This window comes from Oceanobacillus sp. FSL W7-1293 (assembly GCF_037969815.1).
GTDB lineage: Bacteria > Bacillota > Bacilli > Bacillales > Amphibacillaceae > Oceanobacillus > Oceanobacillus oncorhynchi.
On the sequence record NZ_CP150212.1, the window covers coordinates 4572060 to 4595935 of the forward strand.

The 23876-nt window shown below is 39.9% G+C and carries 20 protein-coding genes; 3 read left to right on the forward strand and 17 right to left on the reverse strand.

The genetic code is table 11. From position 1 onward, the window contains the following. Nucleotides 1–224 precede the first annotated feature (224 nt). The 10 genes from MKY65_RS21945 to MKY65_RS21990 form a co-directional block, all read right to left on the reverse strand. Entirely contained in the window at nt 225–1472 is a 1248-nt protein-coding gene (locus tag MKY65_RS21945) for an oligosaccharide MFS transporter (protein ID WP_339180763.1), read from the reverse strand. A 64-nt stretch (nt 1473–1536) separates the two neighbouring features. Then, nucleotides 1537–2961 (reverse strand): glycoside hydrolase family 32 protein, encoded by a 1425-nt coding sequence (locus MKY65_RS21950; RefSeq protein WP_339180765.1) that lies wholly within the window; start codon nt 2959–2961, stop codon nt 1537–1539. Between the two features lie 269 nt (nt 2962–3230). Beyond that, complete coding sequence (locus tag MKY65_RS21955; RefSeq protein WP_042529088.1) at nt 3231–4073, reverse strand: carbohydrate ABC transporter permease; 843 nt, start codon at nt 4071–4073, stop codon at nt 3231–3233. Beyond that, entirely contained in the window at nt 4073–4948 is an 876-nt protein-coding gene (locus tag MKY65_RS21960; RefSeq protein WP_193064474.1) for a sugar ABC transporter permease, read from the reverse strand. Before MKY65_RS21960 ends, MKY65_RS21955 begins: the two co-directional genes overlap by 1 nt. 97 nt (nt 4949–5045) lie before the next feature. Then, nucleotides 5046–6326, reverse strand: coding sequence for an ABC transporter substrate-binding protein (locus MKY65_RS21965; RefSeq protein WP_339180769.1), 1281 nt, complete (start codon nt 6324–6326; stop codon nt 5046–5048). Between the two features lie 233 nt (nt 6327–6559). Beyond that, nucleotides 6560–7411: an ROK family protein gene (locus tag MKY65_RS21970; protein WP_339180771.1), complete on the reverse strand. Its 852-nt coding sequence runs from the start codon at nt 7409–7411 to the stop codon at nt 6560–6562. Nucleotides 7412–7528: 117 nt separating this feature from the next. Further along, a complete protein-coding gene (locus MKY65_RS21975) occupies nt 7529–8518 on the reverse strand; it encodes a LacI family DNA-binding transcriptional regulator (RefSeq protein ID WP_339180773.1) in 990 nt (329 codons plus the stop codon). 139 nt (nt 8519–8657) lie between these two features. After that, the gene (locus MKY65_RS21980; RefSeq protein ID WP_193064471.1) at nt 8658–9014 is read right to left on the reverse strand and encodes a YxeA family protein; all 357 of its coding nucleotides are present in this window, start codon (nt 9012–9014) and stop codon (nt 8658–8660) included. 1 nt (nt 9015) lies between these two features. Beyond that, nucleotides 9016–10905: an ABC transporter permease gene (locus MKY65_RS21985; RefSeq protein WP_339180777.1), complete on the reverse strand. Its 1890-nt coding sequence runs from the start codon at nt 10903–10905 to the stop codon at nt 9016–9018. Then, on the reverse strand, nt 10862–11629 hold the full coding sequence (locus MKY65_RS21990) for an ABC transporter ATP-binding protein (RefSeq protein WP_339180780.1): 768 nt from the start codon (nt 11627–11629) through the stop codon (nt 10862–10864). Before MKY65_RS21990 ends, MKY65_RS21985 begins: the two co-directional genes overlap by 44 nt. A gap of 211 nt (nt 11630–11840) precedes the next feature. Between MKY65_RS21990 and MKY65_RS21995 the strand changes: the two genes are divergently transcribed. Continuing rightward, entirely contained in the window at nt 11841–12551 is a 711-nt protein-coding gene (locus tag MKY65_RS21995) for a response regulator transcription factor (RefSeq protein WP_339180783.1), read from the forward strand. 58 nt (nt 12552–12609) lie between these two features. Further along, complete coding sequence (locus MKY65_RS22000; protein WP_339180785.1) at nt 12610–13983, forward strand: HAMP domain-containing sensor histidine kinase; 1374 nt, start codon at nt 12610–12612, stop codon at nt 13981–13983. A gap of 131 nt (nt 13984–14114) precedes the next feature. Here MKY65_RS22000 and MKY65_RS22005 read toward each other — a convergent pair whose 3' ends face one another. From MKY65_RS22005 to MKY65_RS22030, 6 genes are all read right to left on the reverse strand, one after another. Then, on the reverse strand, nt 14115–15659 hold the full coding sequence (locus tag MKY65_RS22005; RefSeq protein ID WP_339180787.1) for a sodium/solute symporter: 1545 nt from the start codon (nt 15657–15659) through the stop codon (nt 14115–14117). Then, complete coding sequence (locus tag MKY65_RS22010) at nt 15656–16003, reverse strand: DUF485 domain-containing protein (RefSeq protein ID WP_339180790.1); 348 nt, start codon at nt 16001–16003, stop codon at nt 15656–15658. Before MKY65_RS22010 ends, MKY65_RS22005 begins: the two co-directional genes overlap by 4 nt. A 454-nt stretch (nt 16004–16457) precedes the next feature. After that, entirely contained in the window at nt 16458–17213 is a 756-nt protein-coding gene (locus tag MKY65_RS22015) for a LytTR family DNA-binding domain-containing protein (protein ID WP_339180791.1), read from the reverse strand. Beyond that, nucleotides 17210–18970: a LytS/YhcK type 5TM receptor domain-containing protein gene (locus MKY65_RS22020; RefSeq protein WP_339180793.1), complete on the reverse strand. Its 1761-nt coding sequence runs from the start codon at nt 18968–18970 to the stop codon at nt 17210–17212. Before MKY65_RS22020 ends, MKY65_RS22015 begins: the two co-directional genes overlap by 4 nt. After that, a complete protein-coding gene (locus MKY65_RS22025) occupies nt 18967–20508 on the reverse strand; it encodes a cation acetate symporter (protein ID WP_339180795.1) in 1542 nt (513 codons plus the stop codon). The genes MKY65_RS22020 and MKY65_RS22025 overlap by 4 nt, the downstream gene beginning before the upstream one ends. Nucleotides 20509–20774: 266 nt before the next feature. Then, nucleotides 20775–21164, reverse strand: coding sequence for an RDD family protein (locus MKY65_RS22030; RefSeq protein ID WP_339180797.1), 390 nt, complete (start codon nt 21162–21164; stop codon nt 20775–20777). 245 nt (nt 21165–21409) lie between these two features. Between MKY65_RS22030 and MKY65_RS22035 the strand changes: the two genes are divergently transcribed. Then, nucleotides 21410–22297 (forward strand): fructose bisphosphate aldolase, encoded by an 888-nt coding sequence (locus MKY65_RS22035; protein WP_339180800.1) that lies wholly within the window; start codon nt 21410–21412, stop codon nt 22295–22297. 56 nt (nt 22298–22353) lie between these two features. Here the strand turns inward: MKY65_RS22035 and MKY65_RS22040 are convergent, their stop codons facing one another. Continuing rightward, entirely contained in the window at nt 22354–23793 is a 1440-nt protein-coding gene (locus tag MKY65_RS22040; protein ID WP_339180802.1) for a YfcC family protein, read from the reverse strand. Between the last annotated feature and the right edge of the window lie 83 nt (nt 23794–23876).

Below are 23876 nucleotides of genomic sequence, written 5' to 3' on the forward strand. Positions count from 1 at the left end.
CCCTTTAAATCATAACGTTATAATGTATTATTTGATAAAAAAATCTCTTTTAAAGAGAACAGCAGGATTCTAATTTATTGTTTTGAAAACCCTTTCAAGTAGTTAATTTCGACTTTTTTTTGGAAACTCCTTCTTTTTCAACAACATTTTTCTTATCTATTTTTTACGGCATCATAAAAAGCAATGAACTGTATGTATTTCAACACAGCTCATTGCTTTTTTATTTAATCCTTTGCCATCGCAAATTCATGCTCATCTAATTTCTGTTCTTTATCATTGTTATTCAACGCAAAAATCGAGAAGATAACAAATAGTACAACAATGGAGCCTAATATATAGAAGGTCGTTTCGTAGTTGGTCAAATCATAAATCCAGCCGACTAATGCAGAGAAAATGATAACCCCAATTTCACTGGAGACCTTAAAGCCGATGAGATAAACGGTTGCAGACAGCCGCACATCGAAGTTCGCAGCAATATATTTAAATACCGCAATCAATAAAATCGGTAATTCCACTGCGTGAAGCATTTTCATGAATGAAATACCAAATCCGCCTGTTACCATGGCGGAACCAATGATACGAAAAGCCATGATACTTCCTGCCAATACAAGCGAGCGCTTAATTCCGACTTTGTTCACAATAAATGGTGCCAGGAATAAGAAAATCGCTTCGACAAATACTTGTATAGAGTTCAGAATTCCGTAAACGGTGTTCCCGTCCGTACCTGCCCCGGAGAATAGGCTTACAAAGTAAACTGGGAAAAGCTGCTGATCATATACCGTATAAATACATACGGTTCCAAACAGATAAATAATTAAAAACCAAAATACTTTATTTGAAACTAAAAAGCGAATATCTTTCATTGATATATTGGAGACACTTTTTTCTTCTGTTTTCGTTACCTCCACTTTAAAAAATACATTAATCAAAAGAAAGATAATTCCTGTTCCCGATGCAATCCAGAAATTAATATGTGGATTAATACTCATTAATGCCCCTGCGCCAATAGCAGAAACAGCGTAGCCTAATGAACCCCACATCCGCGCTTTACCAAATTCAAAATCGTATTTACGGCTGAGTTTTTCTGTAAAGGATTCCAAAAATCCTGCCCCGGCTATAAACCCTGCGCCTAGATAGATAGCACCCAAAGCCGCTCCTAAGTAAAAATTATTTAAAAGCAATGGCTCATAGACATAAATAACAAATGGTGCAATAAGAACAAGTACCACACTTTGTATCCAGACGAGATTTTTCTTCGTCCCCAGTTTATCCTGCATATATCCATAAAGAATCATGAAGAATAAAGAAAAGAATGAGTTAAACGAGTAGATTGTTCCGACTTGCGCTCCTGTTAGTCCAAGACTGTTATTCAACCAAATCGCATAGAAAGACCACCAGATAGACCATGTGATAAAGAAGAAAAATAGATAGCCAGATGAGAACCAATATTTACTATTTTTTAAAAAATCCATATTTATTAAATCCTTTCTTTGTAAAGCAAGGAGGAGCTTTTCTTACTCCTCCATTCAGTTATGTTTATTTCCAAATAGAATGCAGCTTTGTCCATGTGACAGTGTCTAATTGCAGCGTTTCATTTACTGTAGAAATTTCCAGCTTTGTTACTGTCCCTTCTGGATAAATCAAGTTTGTTGATACAGTTAAACCATCATTTAAAAAGACTTCTGCAGATGATCTGTCAATAATTACTTTCAGATTCTGAACATCCATTCCATGTAAACTGCCTTTTATTTCTTTCGGAAAATCTGCTGAAAAGTCAACCAGCCCATCCGTACGATAGAATGTATAAGCATCTTCTTTATAGTCTAATTCTAATCGGAACGCTTCATCTTGATCTGTAACTAATTGCACGCTCCACTTCGTACTGGCTGATGCTGTTGACACCTGCAAATCTACTTGAGCAGTATCACTAATTTCGTAGCTTTCCGGCTTACCAGGATGAACGGTTTCATCTTTATAAGAAACCTCTTCCCTGCTATTATCTGCGGTGATGGCCTCTTGCTTTAATAAGAGACTTCCATCTTTTTCAAATAAGGAAAGCTTCCGCGCCAAACTCATTGCACTGCGCCATGGCGAGACCGGGACAACTCCCGCATACTGCCAGTTATTCATCCAGCCGACCCAGTAAGTATCCTCTGTATTGTCCCAGCTGACAGCTGCATAAAAATCTTTTCCTGCATCTGCCCATTTCAGTTCATCTTGCGGTGTTTCATTCGGGTGAAATTCTTTCCCATCAAAACTTCCAGTAAAATAATACACTGCGGAACCGCCGTTAGGCCCGTCTGCATTGATGCTTACAATAAGTATCCATTCTTTTTTAGAACTGTTCTCTACTGGTAAATAAAGCAGGTCCGGACACTCCCAGACACCGATATAGGAAGGATATTCTTTTCCAAATGAAGATAGATAGGTCCAATCAATTAGATTTGGCGAGCCATAAAACTGGATATGGTCCCCACAAGCCAATACCATGACCCATTGCTTGCTTTCTTCATGCCAGGAAACCTTTGGATCACGAAAATCTTTTATTTCTGTGTTTGGAATAACTGGGTTCCCTTCATACTTTATCCACGTTCTTCCCTTGTCCTCACTGTAAGCGATACTTTGCTGCTGACTTGCACCATCATGTGTGAAGATGGCGACTAATCCGCCGGCATCGCTTTCAAACAAACCACTCGTATTATTTTTATCTACGACTGCAGAGCCTGAGAAAATCGTTCCCAATTCATCTGGTGCTAACGCAACCCCATGCTCTTCCCAATGATACAGGTCTGTACTTGTTGCATGTCCCCAGTTCATATTTGCGTGATCATTACCATGTGGATTGTACTGATAAAATAAATGATATTCTCCTTCGTAATAAACAAGGCCGTTCGGGTCATTCATCCAATTTTCCTTTGGTGTGAAATGTAATTGCGGACGATGTTTTTCTTGATATAGCATGTAAATCTCCCTCTCTTTAGAAATGTTATTCTTATGAAACTGTTGAAATAATATTTATTGTTCTATGTAGTATTAACTTATACTTTGAATATAATGTCAACCGGTTGACATTATATTCATAAATATCTTTGTTTTAAAACTTATAATGTATAATATCTCTAAAAAAAGAACAATTTAACCGGCATAACTATGTGAAATCCAGTTATAAAAAATAGATTTCACATAGCTTGAATGGATTCATTAGCAAACGTTTAATCGATTTATTTCTATTATTTAATTCCAGTTCCAGACCCGCCAAGACCCTGTAGAATATATTTTTGCGCCAGAATATATACAATGATTAGCGGAATTGTAGAAATCGTTAAAATCGACATAACCTGATTCGTAAAAACCGGTTCGGTTGTATTAATATTTGTTATCGCTACTTGTAACGGGAATTTCGACGTATCCGTCAAGACCATCAATGGCCATAAATAGTCATTCCAGCTGGCGATAAAAGAAAGTGTACCAACGGTTGCAATAGCTGGTTTGGACATAGGAAGCACAATTCTCCAAAAAATGGTCCAGTTGTTTCCCCCATCAATTTTAACCGATTCAATAACCTCTTCAGGCACCGCCTTAAAGAAATTCCTAAATAAGTAGATAAAGAAAATATTTGCAATTAACGGCAAGATTACTGCTAACCGTGTATTTAAAATTCCTAAACTATGAGCTACGGTAAACTGTGTAATAATAATCGTTTCCACTGGTACAATCAACAGTGCAAGCATTAATGCAAAAAGAATTTTCTTTCCCCGGAAATGGAACCGGGCAAAAGCATATCCAGCCATAGCATTGACAACAATGGATCCGCCTGTAATCACTACTGCATAAATAACACTGTTAAAAATATATTGTACAATATCGAATCGGTTAAATAGTTCTTTATAAGACTGCAGCCAATCAGATGGATTAAGCGACGGGAGCAATGCTTTAATTCCGTTCATATCTGTATAGATACTGGCTTCAGGCTTCAATGAGGAGACAATCATCCAAATTAAAGGAAATACAAAGATACATGCGATTAATATAAGTACTGTATATTCGATAATTCTTCTAATTGGTTTTTTCATTAGTTATCGTCCTCCCTTGAAACTCTGCTTTGGATAAGAGTAACAATTCCGATTACAATCCCAAAGATAACAGTCATCGCACTGGCGTAACCTATCATCCGATCAGAGAAACCAGATTGATAGATATAGTAAACAGGTGTCATAGTTGCATTCATTGGTCCGCCTTGTGTCATGACCATCGGCTGTATAATCAGCTTAAAGGCAGATATTAATGTCGTAATCATAATCAATATAGATGTAGGCTTTAATAAAGGCAATGTAATGTAGTAGAATTTCTGCCATTTATTCACTCCATCTATTTTTCCTGCTTCATATACCTCTCCAGGAATATTCTGAAGCCCCGCTAAAAAAATAAGCATTTGATAACCAGCCCCCTGCCAAGCAGATACGAATACAATAGTAACCATAGCTTGGGTCGGACTGCTTAAAAATGGTTGCGGATCTATTCCTACATTAAGAAGTATATTATTAATCAAACCTTCTGAAGGATTTAATAAATATAACCAAAGGACAGAAATAACAACGAGCGACAAAACAACTGGCGAGAAGAAAGCAACTTTAAAGAAGATATTTCCTTTACGCTGTTTGTTAATCAATAAAGCCAGGCCAAGTGCTGCCCCAACTTGAATTGGAATAACAAGTACTACAAATAAGGCAATGTTCTTTAAACTTTGTATGAAAACAGGATCTTTAAAGATTGCTATAAAATTTTCAAGCCAAACAAAATTAATATCATTTGGTGTTAATAAATAGTAATCTGTAAATGAATAATAGATTGCTAATAACGATGGATAAACTAGAAATAACCCAAGTAATATTAATGCTGGCGCTAAAAAAATATAAGCTGCTAAATTCTCCTTCTTTTTAATATTCATTTCCTAAACCCCTTTTAAATATTTCAGCTTAGTAAAATACTAAGCTGAAATATTCTTAATATAATTCGGTCTAACGTTCTTCCTGTAATTTTCTAGATTAATCTAATGCACTCTGAATTTGTGCTGCCTTGTCATCAAGCAACGCTTGAATGTCACTATTTTCTTCGTAATAAGTTGTGTCACTTATTGTATCCTGAAAAATACGGCTTACTTGCGGGTAATTAGGCAGAAGCGGACGAGCTTGTGCAGACGCTGCGTTCTGTTCAATTAAAACATTCATTTCGTCACTTACCTCATCTGTAATTTCATCAATTGCCGAGTAAGATGCCGGCAGAACACTATTTGCTAATGACATTTCTGATAATGATTCCGTAGATACCATAAAATCAATTAATGCTCCTGCTGCTTCCTGTTTTTCAGAAGAAGCAGACATTGCATATTGCCAGCTTCCTGATGGTGATACAAGTTCACCTGTATCTGGAGACGTTGGATATGGCATCACACCGTATTCAATATCTGGATATTCTTCAAGCTCTGCAATTGTCCATGAGCCGCCAAGCTTCATTGCGTATTCTCCAGTATGGAACCCTTTTTCCACCGGTGTAATCGTACTGTAACCATTTTTCACCATATCCTGGATAAATGTGAACGCTTTGACGCCGTTCTCGTCATTTAAAACGCCTTCAGCTGTTGTGCCGTCTTCAGAAACGACATCTCCACCTTGCGACCATAAGAAAGGAGTAAATGCGTACATTAACCATTCGCTCTTATCGTCGAATCCCATATCAATAACTGGCTTGTCAAATTCATTATGCAATGTTTCATTCAGTTCTATGAATTGATCCCAATCCCACGGCTCGTCCACTGTCGGCAACGTTTCCAAGTCTATTCCTGCTTGTTCAAACATTTGCTTATTATAGAAAATACCTACTCCAGATTCTGAAAAGCCGACTCCATACATCTGGTCATCGTACGTGCCTTGTTCAATAATGCTCGGCAGTAAATCATCTTTGTTGGTGAGATATTCATCGACTGGAGCAATAATTCCAGATTCTGCATATGCTGCTGTATTCGGACCATCTAATGTTAAGACATCGGGTAAAGTATCTGTTGTTAATGCTGCATTAACTTTATCTTCATATCCTCCACCACTTCCGCTGCGGGGAACAAATTCTGCTGTTGCTGTATATTCTCCTTCATATTCTTCATTGAAACGGTCAATTGTATTTTGCATTGCTTCTCCTTCAGGCGTTTCTAATGAAGTATGAAACCAAACAACTATCTCATTATCATTTGCTTCAGAGCTTCCTCCACTGCCACAAGCTGCTAAGAACAAAACTGCACACACGACACCGACAAGTACAGATAACTTTTTCATCACTAATCCCCTTTTCATTTTCAGTTTATTGTAACTGCTTACAAAAGATTATATGACAACCGGTTTCATATGTCAACCGGTTGTCATATAATCTTTAAAATTTTACAAGCTTATGGCATATTGTTAATGTCTTATTAAAGGGAAGTCTCTTACGCTTAAATTTATCTATAATAGCAAAAAAAGATGAATCCAGGCAGGTTAATCACCGCCTCCGATTCATCTCTTTTTTTCATCTATTTTTTCATCGCTAATGCAATACAGCCTTTTACCCCTTGATCGTCATCTAATCCCGGGGCTACAATCAAATCATCTACATTATCTACTTCTATATAGCCGTTCAACAATTCCATAAATTTTTCACGAATCATCGGATAAAGCTTTTCCTGCTTCATTACTCCTCCGCCAAGAATAATTTTTTCTGGAGAAAGGATAACAAAATAATCCAATATGGCCTGTGCAAGGTAATATGCTTCTATTTCCCAAACATGATCCTCATCAGCTAATTCCGCTCCCTTGCGCCCATAACGCGCTTCGATTGCCGGTCCCGCAGCTAATCCTTCTAAGCAGGCTCCATGGCTTGGACATGCTCCTTCAAAATCATCTTCTGGATGTTTTTTTAATAAAACGTGGCCCATTTCCGAATGGTTTCTTCCTTGAAACGGTTTGCCATCTTGAACAAGTCCAGCCCCAATACCTGTACCTACTGTTATGTAAAGACAGCTGGAGGCATCTTTTCCAATACCGTATTCATACTCTCCCATACTCGATGCAATAACATCTGTATTAATAGCTACTGGTATATTAAAACGTTTTTCTAATTCTTCCAAAAGAGGATAATAACGCCAAGGAACTTTCGGGGTGTTTTCAATCGCGCCATAGTTTTCACTGTCAGCCCGTAAATTGATTGGTCCAAAAGCTCCTACTCCCATTTTTTCAATCGAATACTTAGAAAAAAATTCTTCCACCCGTGCTAATGTTTCTTCAGGTGTTGTTGTCGGAAAAGCAGTTCGATCTAAAATGGTTCCGTCCGGATTACCTACTGCACATACAAACTTTGTTCCACCTGCTTCAATTGCTCCTATCATTTTGAAAACACTCCTTATCTATCACTCTTATTGTTTGATTATTATAGCAGATTTTTCTCATTGGGATATTATTTCATCCTTTTTTCTCCGTCTAAATAGGAATAAACATATTGTTCTTCATGTTACATGACCTGTTGTTTTCCCTTTCCACAGGGAAACCGGGAATGTTTTTTCTTTCAAATCATGGGGCTTTCCATCAATCTCCTGAATCAATGTTTCCACTGCATTTTCTGCAATTTGATATGTAGGCTGAATAATCGTCGATAAATCAGGATAAATCGAACGAATCAGACCTGTTCCATCATAACCAATAATTTTTAAATCCTCAGGTATTTTATAACCCAAACTTTCAGCATACTGTAAAGTACGAATAGCTAATAAATCATCACTGGCAAATATACCATCCACATCTGGATTTTCCTTAAAAAGCTGTTTTATAATATCAATATTGCTTTCTAAATAAGCAACATTCGGTACATGATACGTTAAAGGTATTCTTCCTGCATCATGCATCACTTTTTCATAAGCGTATTGTCTTTCATTTGCTGGTGTTTCCAAGTTCACATCTCCATTAATATGAATGATATTTTCACATCCGGCTTCTATCAACTCTTTCGTTGCCATTTCTCCGCCTTGAAAGTTATCTGAGCTGACAACATGAATATTTTCCGATAGATAATGATCAATCACAACTGCAGGAAATTGCTGCTCCTTATCCACTAATCCGCGATTATACGTGACAACAATTACCCCATCTACTTGATTACGCTGCAGCATGTCCCAATATTTTTTTTCTTTTTCTGCCTCTTGCAAACTGTTGCATAACAAAACTTTATATCCTTTGTCATTACATATTCTTTCAATACTATCCACTAGCTCACCAAAAAAAGGATGGTTGGTAGAAGGTACGATAACACCAATCAAATAGGTACGCTTATTATACAGTGAACGTGCAAGGTCATTCGGTATATAATTGATTTCCTTCATCGCTGCATACACTTTTTCTTTCGTTTTGCTGCTGATGTATCCTCTATCGTTCAGTACACGAGAAACTGTTGTTGGAGATACTCCAGCAACCTTCGCGACATCCTGAATCTTAGGTTTCATAAAAATCTTCTCCTTTTGGCCCGCTTTCATTTATCTATTCTTAATCATATAGTCTTTCTGTCTCAACGTAAAGAATGGGTGTTAAACTGCACAAAAACAGCCTGATAAGATATAAATTATCAGGCTGCTAGCTGCTAAACTACAATGCTTCCTTCACCTCATCCGGCAATTCCGCTTCACTTACTTCATCATACGACGAAACTTCATTATCCTTATTTACGTAGAGCATCAGATATGCTCCCTGACGCAATTCCTTTTGGGCGGAAAATTCAACCTGAATTTCTTCCCCATCCTCTGTATAAGCCGGCTGCTCATACCAATACGTCTTCATTACTTCGCCATTATCCAGCTTATCTTCTTCCGTATATGCTGATTCGTCGATTTGAACGTAAGCATTATCCTTCCCTGTCCGATTAAAGTCTACCGTCATCAACACTACAACCGCAGCAACAAATAAGACTACAACACCAATTACCAAAGCCATTATTTTTTTCATTTTACCCCTCCTGTGCGGCGGTCTGGGTGATTGTTTTATTAAATCCCCGAACCGTAACCACGTAATATAAAATATAAATCAATGTGTAGGCAGCCATCCATATAATAACCGGCTCCCATAAGTTCATATCTAATAAATTAGAAAACGCCATTAAAGCAACAGCTCCATGCATCAGACCTAATACCAGCGGTGCTAAGAAAATAAGACCGACTTGATAACGGACGGTTTTTTTCATTTCTTTTTTAGAGACACCAATCTTATATAGAACGGTATATTTATCCTTATCTTCTTCCGCCTCCGTCATCATTTTAAAGAAGATAATGCTGCCTGTAGCCACTAAAAATACCAGTCCCAAAAAGCTGCCGACAAATAACATCGCTCCCGATGATTCGATGGAATCCTGATAACTTTGGACAGCGCTGGAGAAATGCTCTGTTTTTGCTTCCAGCTCTTTGGAAAGCTCTAAATGGTCCTTATAATCAGTCGTTTGTACGGCATGATAAGTGCCTTCCTCGCCGTCCAGCTCTTGAAACGACGCATCATCCATCACTAAAGTTATTCCTGGCAGGGTTTGAATATTAAACAGCGGTTGTTCAAAAAACTGATCCACAGCTTTCACGTCATTGCCTACTTCTACCGTTTCTGCTTTCTCTTCCAACCGTTCATCATAAAAGGGATCAGCCATGATGACTTCATCTTTTGCTAAATCAACATTTTCTGCATCCCAGCCAAGGGCCTCTGTCAGCTTCATAAACGTTTCTTCGTCAATGACATAATAGGACTGATCATATACTTCCCCTTCTACGGTAATGTCCTTCGCCTCAAAGCTGACCGCATCTTCTACTATGCCCGAATCGATGTCCTGTTCGCCTCCCTCCCACATAAAGGAGAAAGGTGTAAATTGCTCTACGTTTTTTTCGGTATTATAATACGTCCCGAATATTGCTCCGCCTGCCGTAATCGTTGTCGCACTCAACGTCGCAATAATCGTTAATGTTTTCGCATTCCCGCGAATCCGGTAAAGAAGCTGGGAGGAGGTCATCAGATTAAGTCCTTTCCAAGCCCACTTCTTACTCTTTTTCAATAGATTTAAAACATAAACGAGCACACTGTTAAATAAAAGATAGGACCCTAAAATCGTTAAACCGATGATTATAAGCGGCATCGCTAAGCCGAAAATCCGCCAGGCGGAAGAGGTCATTAAATCCTGAAGCGCCAGCCAATAGGCTCCTGCTAAAGCGAGTACGCCAATCAGCGCAGAAAGGATGCGTGCTTTTGGCTGTGCTTCCCCTTTTTTCTCGGCATGGAATAAATCAATGAGCTTAAATTTATAAATCACCCGATAGCCCAGTAGAGAAGTAACTAAAAAGATCAGGAAGAAGACCACTACTGTCTCAATCACTGCCTGCATGGAGAAAGCAAAACCGACAGATAATGATAAGCCCATTAATTTTAATAATAGAGCTAGTAAGGCTTGCGACAATAAGAAGCCTAAGCCCACCCCAATAACTAATGCAATCAGTCCAATCACGATATTTTCAAAGAATAGTAAAAAACCAATCGATCGTTTACGTACGCCTAATAAGGAATAAAGGGCAACTTCCTTTTTCCTTTTTTTCATAAAAAAGGAATTGGAATACAGAATAAAAATCGCTACAAAAATCATCAGCACAAATGCGGAAGCGCTCATCACCGCCTGCATTTGTTTCGAAGTCTCTGCCAATCCGCTGATATCATCGCTATGCTTCAGCATGGCAAAGGTAAAGTAAATAATAATCGAGAAAATCGTGGAACCAATATATAATCCATAGCTCTTCATGTTTCTGCGAATATTTTTTAATGCTAAATCAAACAAGGTCATTCCCGTCACCGCCTGCTTCTGCCAATTCATCTAAAATCATCTGGAAGAATTCCTTTCGTGTATGCGTGCCGCGAATAAGCTCCTGCGACAGACCTCCATCTCTTATAAACAGAATACGTCTGCAAAAGCTTGCTGCATAAGCATCATGTGTTACCATCATCACCGTTGTTTCATGCGCTTCATTCAAATTACTTAAGCTCTCCAGCAAATCAGTAGCTGACTTAGAATCAAGTGCTCCTGTCGGTTCATCCGCAAAAATAAGCTTCGGGTTCGATACGAGTGCACGGCAGGAAGCAGTACGCTGCTTTTGTCCCCCGGAAATTTGGTATGGATATTTATCCAATAAATCCTCGATGCCAAACGAACGGGAAATGGCATTTACCTTCTCTTCAATTTCCTTCGCCGGCTGTTTAGCAATCGCTAACGGCAGCAGAATATTTTCCCTCACCGTTAAGGAATCTAATAAATTATAATCCTGAAAAATAAAACCTAGATGATCCCGGCGAAAATCTGCCAATTTATCCTCTTTCATCTTGGCAATATTGTCTGCCTCTACGTAAATATCCCCTTTTGTCGGGGCATCAATCGTGGCCAGTACATTAAGAAGCGTTGATTTTCCTGCTCCAGACGGTCCCATCACCCCAACAAATTCACCATGATCGATGGTAAAGGAAATGTCTTTCAGCGCTTGAAATGTATTAGCGCCTTTTCCATATATTTTTTCAACTCCATTTACTTTTAATAAATGCTCCATTATTTTTACACCTCTTTTATATTTCCTGTGAACGTTCTATATTTTTACTATAGACCTCCATCCTTAAACAGCCATCAATCTAACCTTACAAAATGTTTAAATCTCACTCATAGTTGACGAATTCCTGTTAAGATAGTAATAATTCAACTTTTTAGTAAATGATAAAAGAAAAGCTCACTTTATATATAAATAAGAAAGGCGGGAACACAGCATGGAAAAGCCAAAAATTTTAATCGTGGATGACGAACAGGACTTATGTCAATTAATGAAAACAGCTCTGCAAAAAGAGGGGATGACCGAAATTGCAACAGCCGGCTCTATCCGGGAAGGATGGCAGCAATTTGTTAAATTCGAGCCCGATTTAGCGATATTGGATGTGATGCTTCCGGACGGCGAAGGCTATGATTTATGCCGGAAAATCCGTGAAATATCACGGATTCCGATTCTATTTTTGTCCGCGAAATCAGATGAAATCGATAAAATACTCGGACTTGCTATTGGCGGAGATGATTATATTACAAAGCCATTCAGTCCTAAAGAAATGGCTTACCGTGTGAAAGCTCAGCTGCGCCGGGCAGGTATCTATTCCATGGAAGCTGCCAGCTCGCATGCTCCAGCGCAAGCGGATAAAAATATTGGCGAATTTACAATCAATGGAGATGAAACGGAGATAAGCAAGGATGGCGAGGTTTTAGAGCTGACAGCGAAGGAAGTCGGCTTAATGGCATGCTTTCTGCGCAATCCAAAGCATATTCTAAGTAAGGAAACCTTATTCGAAACCGTATGGGGCGAAGACTTTTACGGAGCAGATAATACATTGATGGTGCATATCCGCAGACTGCGGGAGAAAATTGAAGAAAATCCTTCAGAACCCACCTACATTGTTACGGTAAAAGGACTCGGCTATCGCTTTAACCCATAAACTGCTTCTATGTTTACATGATGAAGAGATTTTTATTTGATAAAGGAGAAAGTGCACCATGAAATGGAAACTCACCATTCGCTACCTTATTTCCATTCTCAGTATTGTTTTTATCGTCAGCATTGTGAATACCGTTATTCTGCTTGCGTTGATATTGTCTCAGCACAATGAGGATCCAGAAGATATCATTCATGATACAGGAGAAAACTTTACCCGTTCCTTCTTTTACTATTTGTCTATGGAAGACGGCGAACCTGTTGTATCCGAAGAAGGAAAGGATGCACTGACCCGATTTGGAGCCTGGCTGCAAATATTAGACGAAAATGGAAATGTGTTATCCGATGAATTCGCACCAGATAATGCGGCTACACACTATACACCGATTGATTTAGTTCATAAATATAAATATATGGATGATGATTTGAATACCTACTTTATCGGAGAATATGAGGGCTTCAGCTATATCATTGGTGTTCCGGATTCCAAGCAGCAACGGACTATTATTATGGCTGACCCGCAACAGTTTCTGACATACGCTTCCCAATTCCTAGGTGCGATTATTATAGTCGATTTAATTATCGCCTTTATTGTCGGATTTCTATTCAGTACCGTGCTGACCAAACCCGTCTCACGCATTATAGAACGAATCAGTGAGCTGAAGGAAAGAAAGTTTGAACCGAAGAAAATGAAGCGTCCAGGGGTATTTAAACGCGTTTTCTCTAACTTAAACGATGTATCTGAAACCTTGCAGGCCCATGAAAATGAACGGCAAAAACTGGAGCAGATGCGTAATGAATGGATCAGCAACGTTTCACATGATATTAAAACACCGCTCGCATCCATCCGAGGTTATGCGGAGCTGCTAAGCAATGAGGATATCTCTGCAGAAGAACGCTTAGAATATGCTGAAGTCATTGAACGACAATCGCTTTATATGAAAGAGCTTCTGGATGATTTTAATTTAACGATGCGGCTAAGAAATCAGGAAATGACATTGAATCTTCAGGAAATCCGGGTAGAAGGCTTTGTCAAAAAAATGATTATTGATTTACTAAATGACCCGCAATTCCAAACACGCGAAATTGGCTTTAGCAGCCATGCACCCGAGCTAACCTGGAATATTGATCAGCATTTAATGAAAAGAGCTATACTGAACTTCATTTTCAATGCCTTAATCCATAATGATGAGAACGTCAAAGTAACCGTAGAAGTACAGAAAGACGGTATTATCATCCGTGATAATGGGAAAGGAATCAAAAAGGAAGAACAGGCACAAATTTTTGATCGTTATTACCGAGGTACAAATACGACTTCACGCGGAACCGGTCTGGGGCTGGCTATTTCAAGAGATATCATTCAGGCGCATGGCGGTAAGGTGGAAATGGAGAGTGAAGTTGGGAAAGGGACAATGTTTAAGATTCGGATGCAATAGCTTTATCATAGAGCAGTTCAATGGAGTTATTGTTAACTATCAAAGCGATAAATCAACTTATGGGTTACTTTTTTTTCAACCCACAAATAATGCCTGCAGAAAAATTTCTGCAGGCATTTTTAATACACTCTTTAGTGACTCACACCGCTGCGCTTATATCCCGTATTTGCTTTCACTTTCACTTCAGCATAACGCTTCATATCCGTCTCCTTCGACAGAATCGTACCTAGATATCCACCCAGGAAGCCAAGCGGAACCGAAACAAGTGCCGGATTCGTCAACGGAAAGATAGGCTCTCCTACAAATAATGCTGCACCTTCCACCGGTGAAAATACGCTGGGACTGATGGACACAAGGATCAATGCAGAGAATAACCCCGTCAGCATGGCCGTCACTGCTCCTGCCGTATTGAATCGTTTCCAATAGATGGTGTACAGAATAACCGGCAGATTGGCACTTGCCGCAATACAAAAGGCAAGCGAGACAAGAAAAGCCACATTTAAATATTGAGCAAATAAGGCTAAGACAATAGACAGAACAGATACAGCCAAGGATGCGTATCGGGCTGCTCTCACCTGCTCCCTTTCTGTTGCCTTTCCCTTTTTAATAATCTGTCCGTATAAATCATGTGCAAATGCAGAAGCTCCTGAAAGAACAAGGCCTGCTACTACCGCTAAAATCGTTGCAAACGCAACCGCTGAGATAAAGGCAAACAGGATGTCCCCTCCAATCACTTGAGCAAGTAATGGAGCAGCCATATTTCCTCCCGGATTCGCAGCTAATATGTTTTCGTATCCAACAAACGCTGCTGCTCCGAAGCCTAAGAATAGCGTCAATACATAGAAGACGCCGATGACCCATGTAGCGATAACAACAGAGCTTCTAGCCGTCGGTGCATCCCGGACCGTAAAGAACCGCATTAAAATATGAGGCAGCCCCGCAGTTCCAAGCACTAACGCCAGCATAAGCGATATCGTACTGAGCGGTTCGGTATATTGCAATCCCGGCATTAAATATGCTTCTCCATGCGCTGTCACAGACTTCACATCCGTAAACATTTGGCCAATATTAAAATTAAACTTTAACAGGACGAGAAAAGCCATAACGACCATCCCGGCCATCAGAAGAACTGCTTTGACAATTTGTACCCAGCTTGTTGCAATCATCCCGCCGAATAAAACGTAAATTGTCATCATCACACCAACAATCAGAACTGCTGCCCAATATGGAATACCAAATAATAGCTGAATCAAAGCGCCGGCTCCTACAAGCTGGGCTATCATATAAAAGGTGCTGATTGTTATCGTATTCAGCGCTGCTGCTCCCCGAACCTTACTGGCGTCAAAACGGGAATTAATCATATCAGCCAGTGTAAACTTACCTAGATTACGCAGCGGTTCGGCTACAAGAAAGAGGACCACTAAATATGCAATCAAAAACCCGATGCTGTAGAAAAATCCATCAAATCCATATAAAGCAATAGCACCTGCAATCCCTAAAAAAGAGGCTGCTGATAAATAATCACCGGCAATCGCCAGCCCGTTCTGCATTCCTGTAAGTCCTCCGCCGGCAGTATAAAAATCACCTGCTGTCTGCGTCTTTCTGGCAGCAAAGAACGTAATAACAAGTGTTAATATAACAATCGCCAAGAAGAGGATAACAACCGTTGCACTCATCGTTCTTCCCCTCCTTCTTCCATTTCTTTTATAATTTCATCTGCCTGTTTATCAAAAGCAGCTGCTTTTTTGACGTAAACCGTACATAATACCCATGTCATGATAAATTGGGCTAATGCAAACAGCCACACCCAAGAAATATCGCCAATCGCCGGCGTATTTAAAAATGTTGTATACGAAGTCAAAACTGGAAGTAGGAAATAAAATACCAGGAAAAAGATTGTTAGTGGCACAATAAATTTTTTTCGATCGTGCATCAGCTTTTTAAAAGACTTGCTTTCTGTTACTTGCACATAGTCAATCTCTTTTGCAGGGTTCTGCTTATATTCTTTTTCTGCACCCATCTGCATCCTCCTCAAAAATCGGAACAAAAGGCCTTCTGACCGCTGTCTCTCTGCTAAAGAAAACTTGGTTGTCACCAAGCCATTAGGTGACAACCTTAGTTGCACTTATGCAGGAAGGAAGTATAAACTTTCTTAACTGCCAAGAAACCTTTTATCTCCTTTAAGTCGTCGTTAACCAGCTTCTTTCTGTCTGAATCAATTACCGCTTCTCTGCCTTTTTCTTCGTATTCCTTCAGCGGCTGCAATTGTCTCCCTGGACAGGCATTCCTCCTTCAGCCCTTTTTAATCCCTTTTGTAAACGCTTTCTAAATTATAAAGGAAGATTCCTATGTGCGTATGTATATTTGCTTCAACGGTTTAAATAAATGATTGAATGGTTGGAATTTTGTGTTGAATGGTTCATTTCAAAGAAAACCTTAGTTACACTTATACAGCCAGGAAAGTCTTTCCTTTCCTAGCTGCCAAATAATTCAAACAGATGCTTTCTTGCAGTCCGGCTGACAGGAATCGTTGTCTGCTTTTTATCACGTAATGTGATATTGCTCGCGCCATTAAACCATGGTGTAATCTCCTGAATATGATTTAAATTAACCAGATAACTGCGGTGTGTTCTGAAAAAAGCATGACCTTGCAGTTTCTTTTCCAGCTCCTGCAATGACATTCTGCTGTAAATCACCTTGTCCTCGGTATGAATTTCCAACACCCGATTGTGCGGCATAGCATAATAAATCGCATCCGGAGATAAGACAATCGTCCGGTCATCATTGTCAATCAAAAGCTTTGCTGAGGAAGTCATTCCTTGATTGAACGCTCCTTCCTCTTTGCTTTCCAATTGCTGCATGCGCTTGCGGAGACGGTTCATCGCCTTTTGAAATCTTTCTGTATCATATGGCTTCAGCATATAATCTACTGCCTCTATTTCAAATGCTTCCACAGCATAATCCTCGTATGCCGTAGTAAAAATAAATAACGGCGCTCTGATGTAGGCAAGCTCCATTATTTTCTTGGCTGCAGCTACACCGCGCATTCCCGGCATATGCACATCCAGAAAAATAACATCCGGTTCATACTCTTTATACAATTCAACCAGCTGTTTTCCTGTCTCGGCACTCGGCAGAAGCTTCACGTCTTTTTCCTTTTCCAATAAATAAATCAATTCTTCCCGTGCCAATTGCTCATCTTCCGCAATCATCGTATGAATTTTCATCATAAATCATCTTCCTTTCTAGTGTTCACAGCTGGAAGGGTAAAATGGACCTCACTCCCGCCCTTAGATAAATTCCGCACATGCAGCCTCGATTCTTCCCCGAGCAGATTGATTAAACGCTGATTCACATTATATAGACCTGTCCCGCCATGCGGCTTCCCTGTCAGCACTTTCTCTCCTGCCTGCAGTAAAATCGAATCCGGAAACCCTTGGCCATTATCCCGGACACTTATTTTTACCCGCTCTCCGACCTGCTCCATCTTCACATCCACTCTTCCTCCCTCAGAAACATGTTCTAATCCGTGTCTGACACTATTTTCAACAAGCGGCTGGATTGATGACGGCGGAATCAGCAGATGTGACATTTCCTCCGGCTGTATAAAATGGATTTGCATCCTCCCTGTAAATCGGGTCTGGATAATCTCGATATACGCTTTTACATGCTCTGTTTCCTTTTCCAATGGGACAAGCTGTGTTGATACAAGCTTTAAGTTAAATCGCATAAAGTGCGCTAATTGCACTGTAATATGCCGTGCTTTTTCAGGGTCCTTGCGAAATAAGGCAGCTATCATATGCAGGGTGTTAAAAAGAAAATGCGGATTGATTTGTGCTTGCAGATTGCTTAGCTCTGCATCACGCGTATGCAGTTCAAGCCGTTCTGCTTTAATCGTTTTTAATTGGTTAGCGATTAATTGACCGAGACCCTCTGCCAGCATCAGCTCGACCGGGCGGATATGCTGGGGTTTGCGAAAATATAATTTAATCAGCCCAATCGTTTGCTGCGCTTCCCAGATTGGAATAATAATCACAGCCTCTAATGGACATTTTTTATGCGTACATTGAATTTCTGCTTGGGAATAAGCGACTAATATATCTTTGGATTCTAAGGCTTGATGTGAAATTTGAGTGATTAACGGATTTCCAATTTGATGATGATCGCCTCCACGCCCTTTATGCGCCATTACTTCCTTATCATTTGTTACTGTAACAGCAGCTAATTTCAAACGCGCATAAAACAAATCAGCAATCCCTTCTGCCTTCTTCTGAAAGGATTCTTCTTTTAAAAAAGGCAACGCCTCCTCCGCAATCGTTAATGCCTGCCTCGTTGCAAAGGCTGCTTCATTTTCCTGCTCTCTGAGGACAATTGCAATCATCGCAGTAAAGATTGCAATGGCAATACTGTTGGACAAAACCACCGGTAAACCAATCGTGTTGATCAGCTCTACCATGGTTCGATCCTGCGAATCAAAGATAAGCAATAAATGCATCAATAAAATAGGAGGAAATATTCCGATAAATAATGCTTTTATCGGCGATATAACACGCTCCTGCGAGAAAAACCGTGCGGTAAAACCAGCAAGCAGACCAGTCAGCGGATTTACAAGACTATTAGCCATAACACCAATCCCACCCAGGAAAAACAAATGTGTACCGGCAATGATCCCTGCTCCCAGACCAACTGCCGGGCCCCCCAGCAGCCCCGCCATGACAATGGCAACTAAGCTGGAGCTTACCACCATTTGGTCTGCTTCCACTTCCCAGACAAAAGCATGCGTTACCGTAAAGTCACTGCCGATAACGACACCTGTTAATGTTCCGGCAATTCCAAACAGGCCAAACACACATGCATGAATTCCTGCCATTTTAAAACTGAATTCGCGGTAAAGCAGCGACCGGAAGCCCGGAATTCGTGTAAGAACAAAGGCAATGACCAACAATAGACCTAAGCGTTCGAACAAAACAATTGTCAAATCCATCATGAACGATTTCTCCTTCCTTCTATCCCGGTTTGAGCCTGCAGGTAGAAGGACGCAAATGGAACGGTATTTTCCTTATTCCGTGATAACACGGCTCCCAAATATGCCCCTAAAAACCCGGCAGGAATCGCAATAATCCCTGGGTTATAAAGGGGGACGACAGCCTCAGCAGCTATCCATCCGCCATCTGGATTCATCACATGCGGACCTAAAAATAAGAGTATCAGGGACACTGTCAGCCCTGAGAGCATCCCCGAGATTGCTCCTGTTTGATTGAAGCGCCGCCAGTAAATCGTGAATAAAAGGACGGGCAAATTGCTGGAAGCTGCTACGATAAATGTTAACGAAACCAAAAACGTTACATTCATATTCCGCAATCCAAGTGCAAGGAGGGTAGACAGCAGACCGATAAAAAATGCCGTCCAGCGCGCAGCACGGAGACGTTTCTTTTCCGAAGTGTTTCCTCTTTTTAAGATATGGAAATAAATATCATGAGAGAACGCGGTCGTCGCAGAGATAACCAAACCAGCTACCACAGCAACAATTGTAGTAAACGCAATGGCTGCGATAAATGCCATTAAAAAATCTCCGCCTAAGCTCTCCGCTAATAATGGCGCAGCTAAATTCCCATATGGATCCAGCAGCACTAATTCTTCAAACCCAACCAAAGCAACAGCCCCAAGACCCAAAATGAGCGCAATTAAATAAAATGCACCAATAATCCAGCTTGCCGTCAAAAGAGATTTCCGCACTTCTACGGTATTTCTGACAGTAAATAAGCGGATTAAAATATGCGGAAGCCCGGCAGTACCTAAGATTAATGCGAGATGAAGAGAAAGCGTTTCCAACGGATTGTTAAATAAATGCCCCGGTAATGAAAATTGATCTCCTAAGGGCGATCCAAGTGTAACCTGCTCTAAAAGGTTGGGGATACTCCAGTTAAACCGCGAAAATACAATCAGCGCCAACAAAAATGTACCGGACAAAAGCAACACCGTTTTAACAATTTGTACCCAGGACGTAGCGAACATTCCACCGAAAACAACATAAATCGTCATTAATATTCCGATGATCAGAACAGAAGCAGAATAATTAATATCTAACAATAATCGAATTAACAGCCCGGCAGCCACTAATTGCGGAATCATATAAAAGATGGAAATAATTAAAGCTCCAACAGCCATAATCCCCCGCATTTTATAGCTTGGAAAACGTGCGCAAATAACATCACCTAATGAATACTTCCCCAAACGATGTACCGGCTCCGCAATAAAAAATAAAACAATTAAATAGGAAACTAAAAAACCAATCGCATACAAAAAGCCATCAAAGCCATTAATTGCTATGGTTCCGACAATGCCCAAAAAGGAAGCAGCACTGATATAATCTCCTGCAATCGCCATCCCGTTTTGCGTCCCTGTTAAACTGCCGGCAGCGATATAGAACTGATTGGTCGTCTTGCTTTGCCTTGCCGCCCAATAGGTAATAATCAGGGTGCAAATAACAATGCAGAGAAAGAAGAGCAGATAGGTAATGTTCATAGATTCACCTTCCGTTTTCAAGGTAGCTATTTCACAGAATGACTCTATTGCTAACCTGATTGGTAACGATTCAAAATATGTAAAAATTGTTTAAATTTCATCTTTTTATTTACTATAAATTGTATATTATGCGAGAAGAGAAGTAAAGATATGCTTATCGGCTGATAACGTGTATTTTTTCAAATAAAAACCCAATAATATCCGCTTATTTCAAGCTTTATTATCGGGCTTTCACTCTATATTTTTTTGTTACTCGGACCAAATAATTATACTTCCTTCATCTTGACTCCAGCCGAATGGTCATAAGGAAATTGACTGCCATCCTTTCCTTCAAATTGTTCACGATTCTTCCAATATCCGAATGTGCCCACCGTATCACGATACGCCATCCGTTTGATAATCTGACTTCCAGTTAAATCCCCGCCGTCTATACGCTCCAGCTTTACCCCGGCTGTCCTGTGGCCCAGCGTCTGCCCGCCGCATTTTAACTGTGCGTATTCCAATGACCACATAATCAGCGTCGGGTTGACTAAATTAAAGAATACCGGGCTCTTGATTTTCTTTTTTAATAGACTCTCTGTTGCCAAAGTAACTGTTGTGGATACGGTTAAATCAATCAGATAAGCTTTTAACCTTTTTTTCGTGATAGCCTGCATCTTACCACCTCTTTTCTTTTTATCCTATTAAATGACTTGGAAGGTGTCTATTTTTAACTCCATTGCTGGCCTCCAAGAAAAAACATATGTTATTTTTGATAGCGTAAAGCTCTCTTCTTACGCCTTTCTCTTCACGCAAAATACTATAATCTATCATTAATTAGTGCTACAATAGAAGTTGAGAGTTACTTCAGACTATTTTTTAATAGCCGATTATTGGCTCAACTAAAAAAGGAGTGAAAGTGATGCAGCAAAATCAATTAGAAAGAATGAAAAATGACAAAGGATTTATAGCAGCACTGGATCAAAGTGGAGGAAGTACACCAAAGGCTTTGGCTGCCTATGGAATCCCGGAAAATGCTTATCAAGGCGAGGGTGAAATGTTTGACTTAGTCCATGAAATGCGGACAAGAATTATTACATCACCTTCTTTTAATGCCGATCAAATTATTGGTGCGATTCTTTTTGAACAAACGATGGATCGTAAAATCGAAGGAAAGTACACCGGCGATTATCTCGCTGAGGAAAAAGGGATTGTCCCATTCTTAAAAGTCGACAAAGGACTTGCAGACGAAGCAGACGGCGTTCAGCTGATGAAGCCAATCGATAATTTACAAGAAACATTAGAGCGGGCCAACGATCGTCATATTTTTGGTACAAAAATGCGCTCTGTGATTAAAGAGGATAACCGGGAAGGTATTAAAAAAGTGGTCGACCAGCAATTTGAAATTGGAAAACAAATTATTGCTGCCGGACTGGTACCGATTATTGAACCGGAAGTAGACATTCATAGTCCTTCTAAAGAAGACAGTGAAGAAATTTTGAAAGCAGAGATTTTAGAGCATTTAAATCAGCTTGATTCAGATCAATTGGTTATGCTGAAGTTATCCATTCCAACACAGAATAATTTATATAGAGAATTAATTGATCACCCGAATGTTGTCCGGGTCGTTGCCTTATCTGGCGGTTACTCTACAGATGATGCAAATGCGAAGCTAAAAGACAATAAAGGGCTTATTGCCAGCTTCTCCAGAGCTTTAAGTCAGGATCTAAACGCTAATCAATCACAGGAAGAATTTGATGCAGCTCTGAAAAAAGCGGTTGATTCTATCTATGAGGCTTCTATTTCTTAAGAAATCACAAAAGGTTATGAGCAGACATTCTATGCTTCTGCTCATAACCTTTTTTATTAAATGGTCCAAATAAACATATGCACGATTGTAAGAATAATCCCACCGACAAGGTAAGACAGGAGAATCCACGGAATAATCCAGCGGAACCAAGTGGTCCATGGAATTTTAGCAATCGCCAAGGAAGCCATCAATACTCCCGATGTTGGCGTAATCGAATTGGATATCCCATCTCCCAATTGGAAAGCCATTACCGCAGTCTGTCTGCTTACCCCGGTAAGATCAGATAATGGTGTCATAATTGGCATGGTTAAAGCAGCCTGTCCACTTCCAGAAGGTACTAAGAAGTTTAGAAGACTCTGGAATACGTACATCCCTATCGCAGAAAAAGCAGTAGGAAGCTGGCTTACCAGATTAGATGCTGCAAATAGAATCGTATCAATCGTATTACTTTCCTCTAAAACAACTAGAATCCCGTAAGCAAAGCCGACAACTAATGCTCCGACAATCAGCTCTTTACAGCCGCTGATAAAGGATTCGGCAATTTGATTCACACGCAGCTTGCCGACAAAACCGGCAATCACTCCCATAATTAAGAACAGCGAAGCGATCTCCAGAATAAACCAGTCAAAATAAATTACTCCAATAGCCAAAATAATAATCGTCGCTACTAATAATCCAATAATGACAGCTTGTCTGCCAGTCAGTTTAGTATATTGCCCATCTAAAGAAACATCCAAATTTCTTTGTTTATCAATCTTGTACATTAAGCTTTTCTCTGGATTTTTCTTTACCTTTTTCGCATAAATCATAACAAAAGCTATACTAAATGTAACAAAGATAATCCACATGACAAAACGGATCCCCATTCCAGAGAATGTCGGCAGCTCGGCAATCCCTTGTGCTACCCCAACCGTAAATGGGTTCATAAAGGATGCTGTAAAACCTGCGCCAGAGCCGATAATAACCATAGCCGCTCCGGTTAAAGAATCAAAGCCTAATTTCATTGCTAACGGCACCAGGATCATAATAAATGGAATCGTCTCCTCTGACATCCCAAACGTCCCGCCGCCTAAAGCAAATAGCGTCATGATAACAGGAATCAGATATATTTCTTTATCCGCCATCTTCATTGATAAATTGGCAAGCCCTGTTTCGATTGCTTTCGTTGCATTTAAAATACCAAAAGCACCGCCCACAATAAAAATAAAGAAAATAATATCTGCGCTTTGCGTCATTCCTTTATGTACCGTTTGGAAGACTTCAAAGAATCCAGTCGGACTCCCTTCTGCTTCATGATATGTGTCATTAATAACAACCGTTCTTTCGGTCCCATTGACGACAGTTGTTTCCCGTTCGTACTCTCCAGCCGGAATAAAGTATGTCATTACTGCTGTAATAATAATCAGCCCAAACATGAGAGCAAAAACATGCGGAAATTCCCATTTTTTCTTCTGATTCTGCGCGTTTCCTTCTGTCGTATTTACATTTTCACTCATGACAAGCGCTCCTTTTTCTTAGTTGCTAAATAGAAAACAGGCAGTTTACTACTTTTATAAAGAAATAAACTACCTGTTACAAT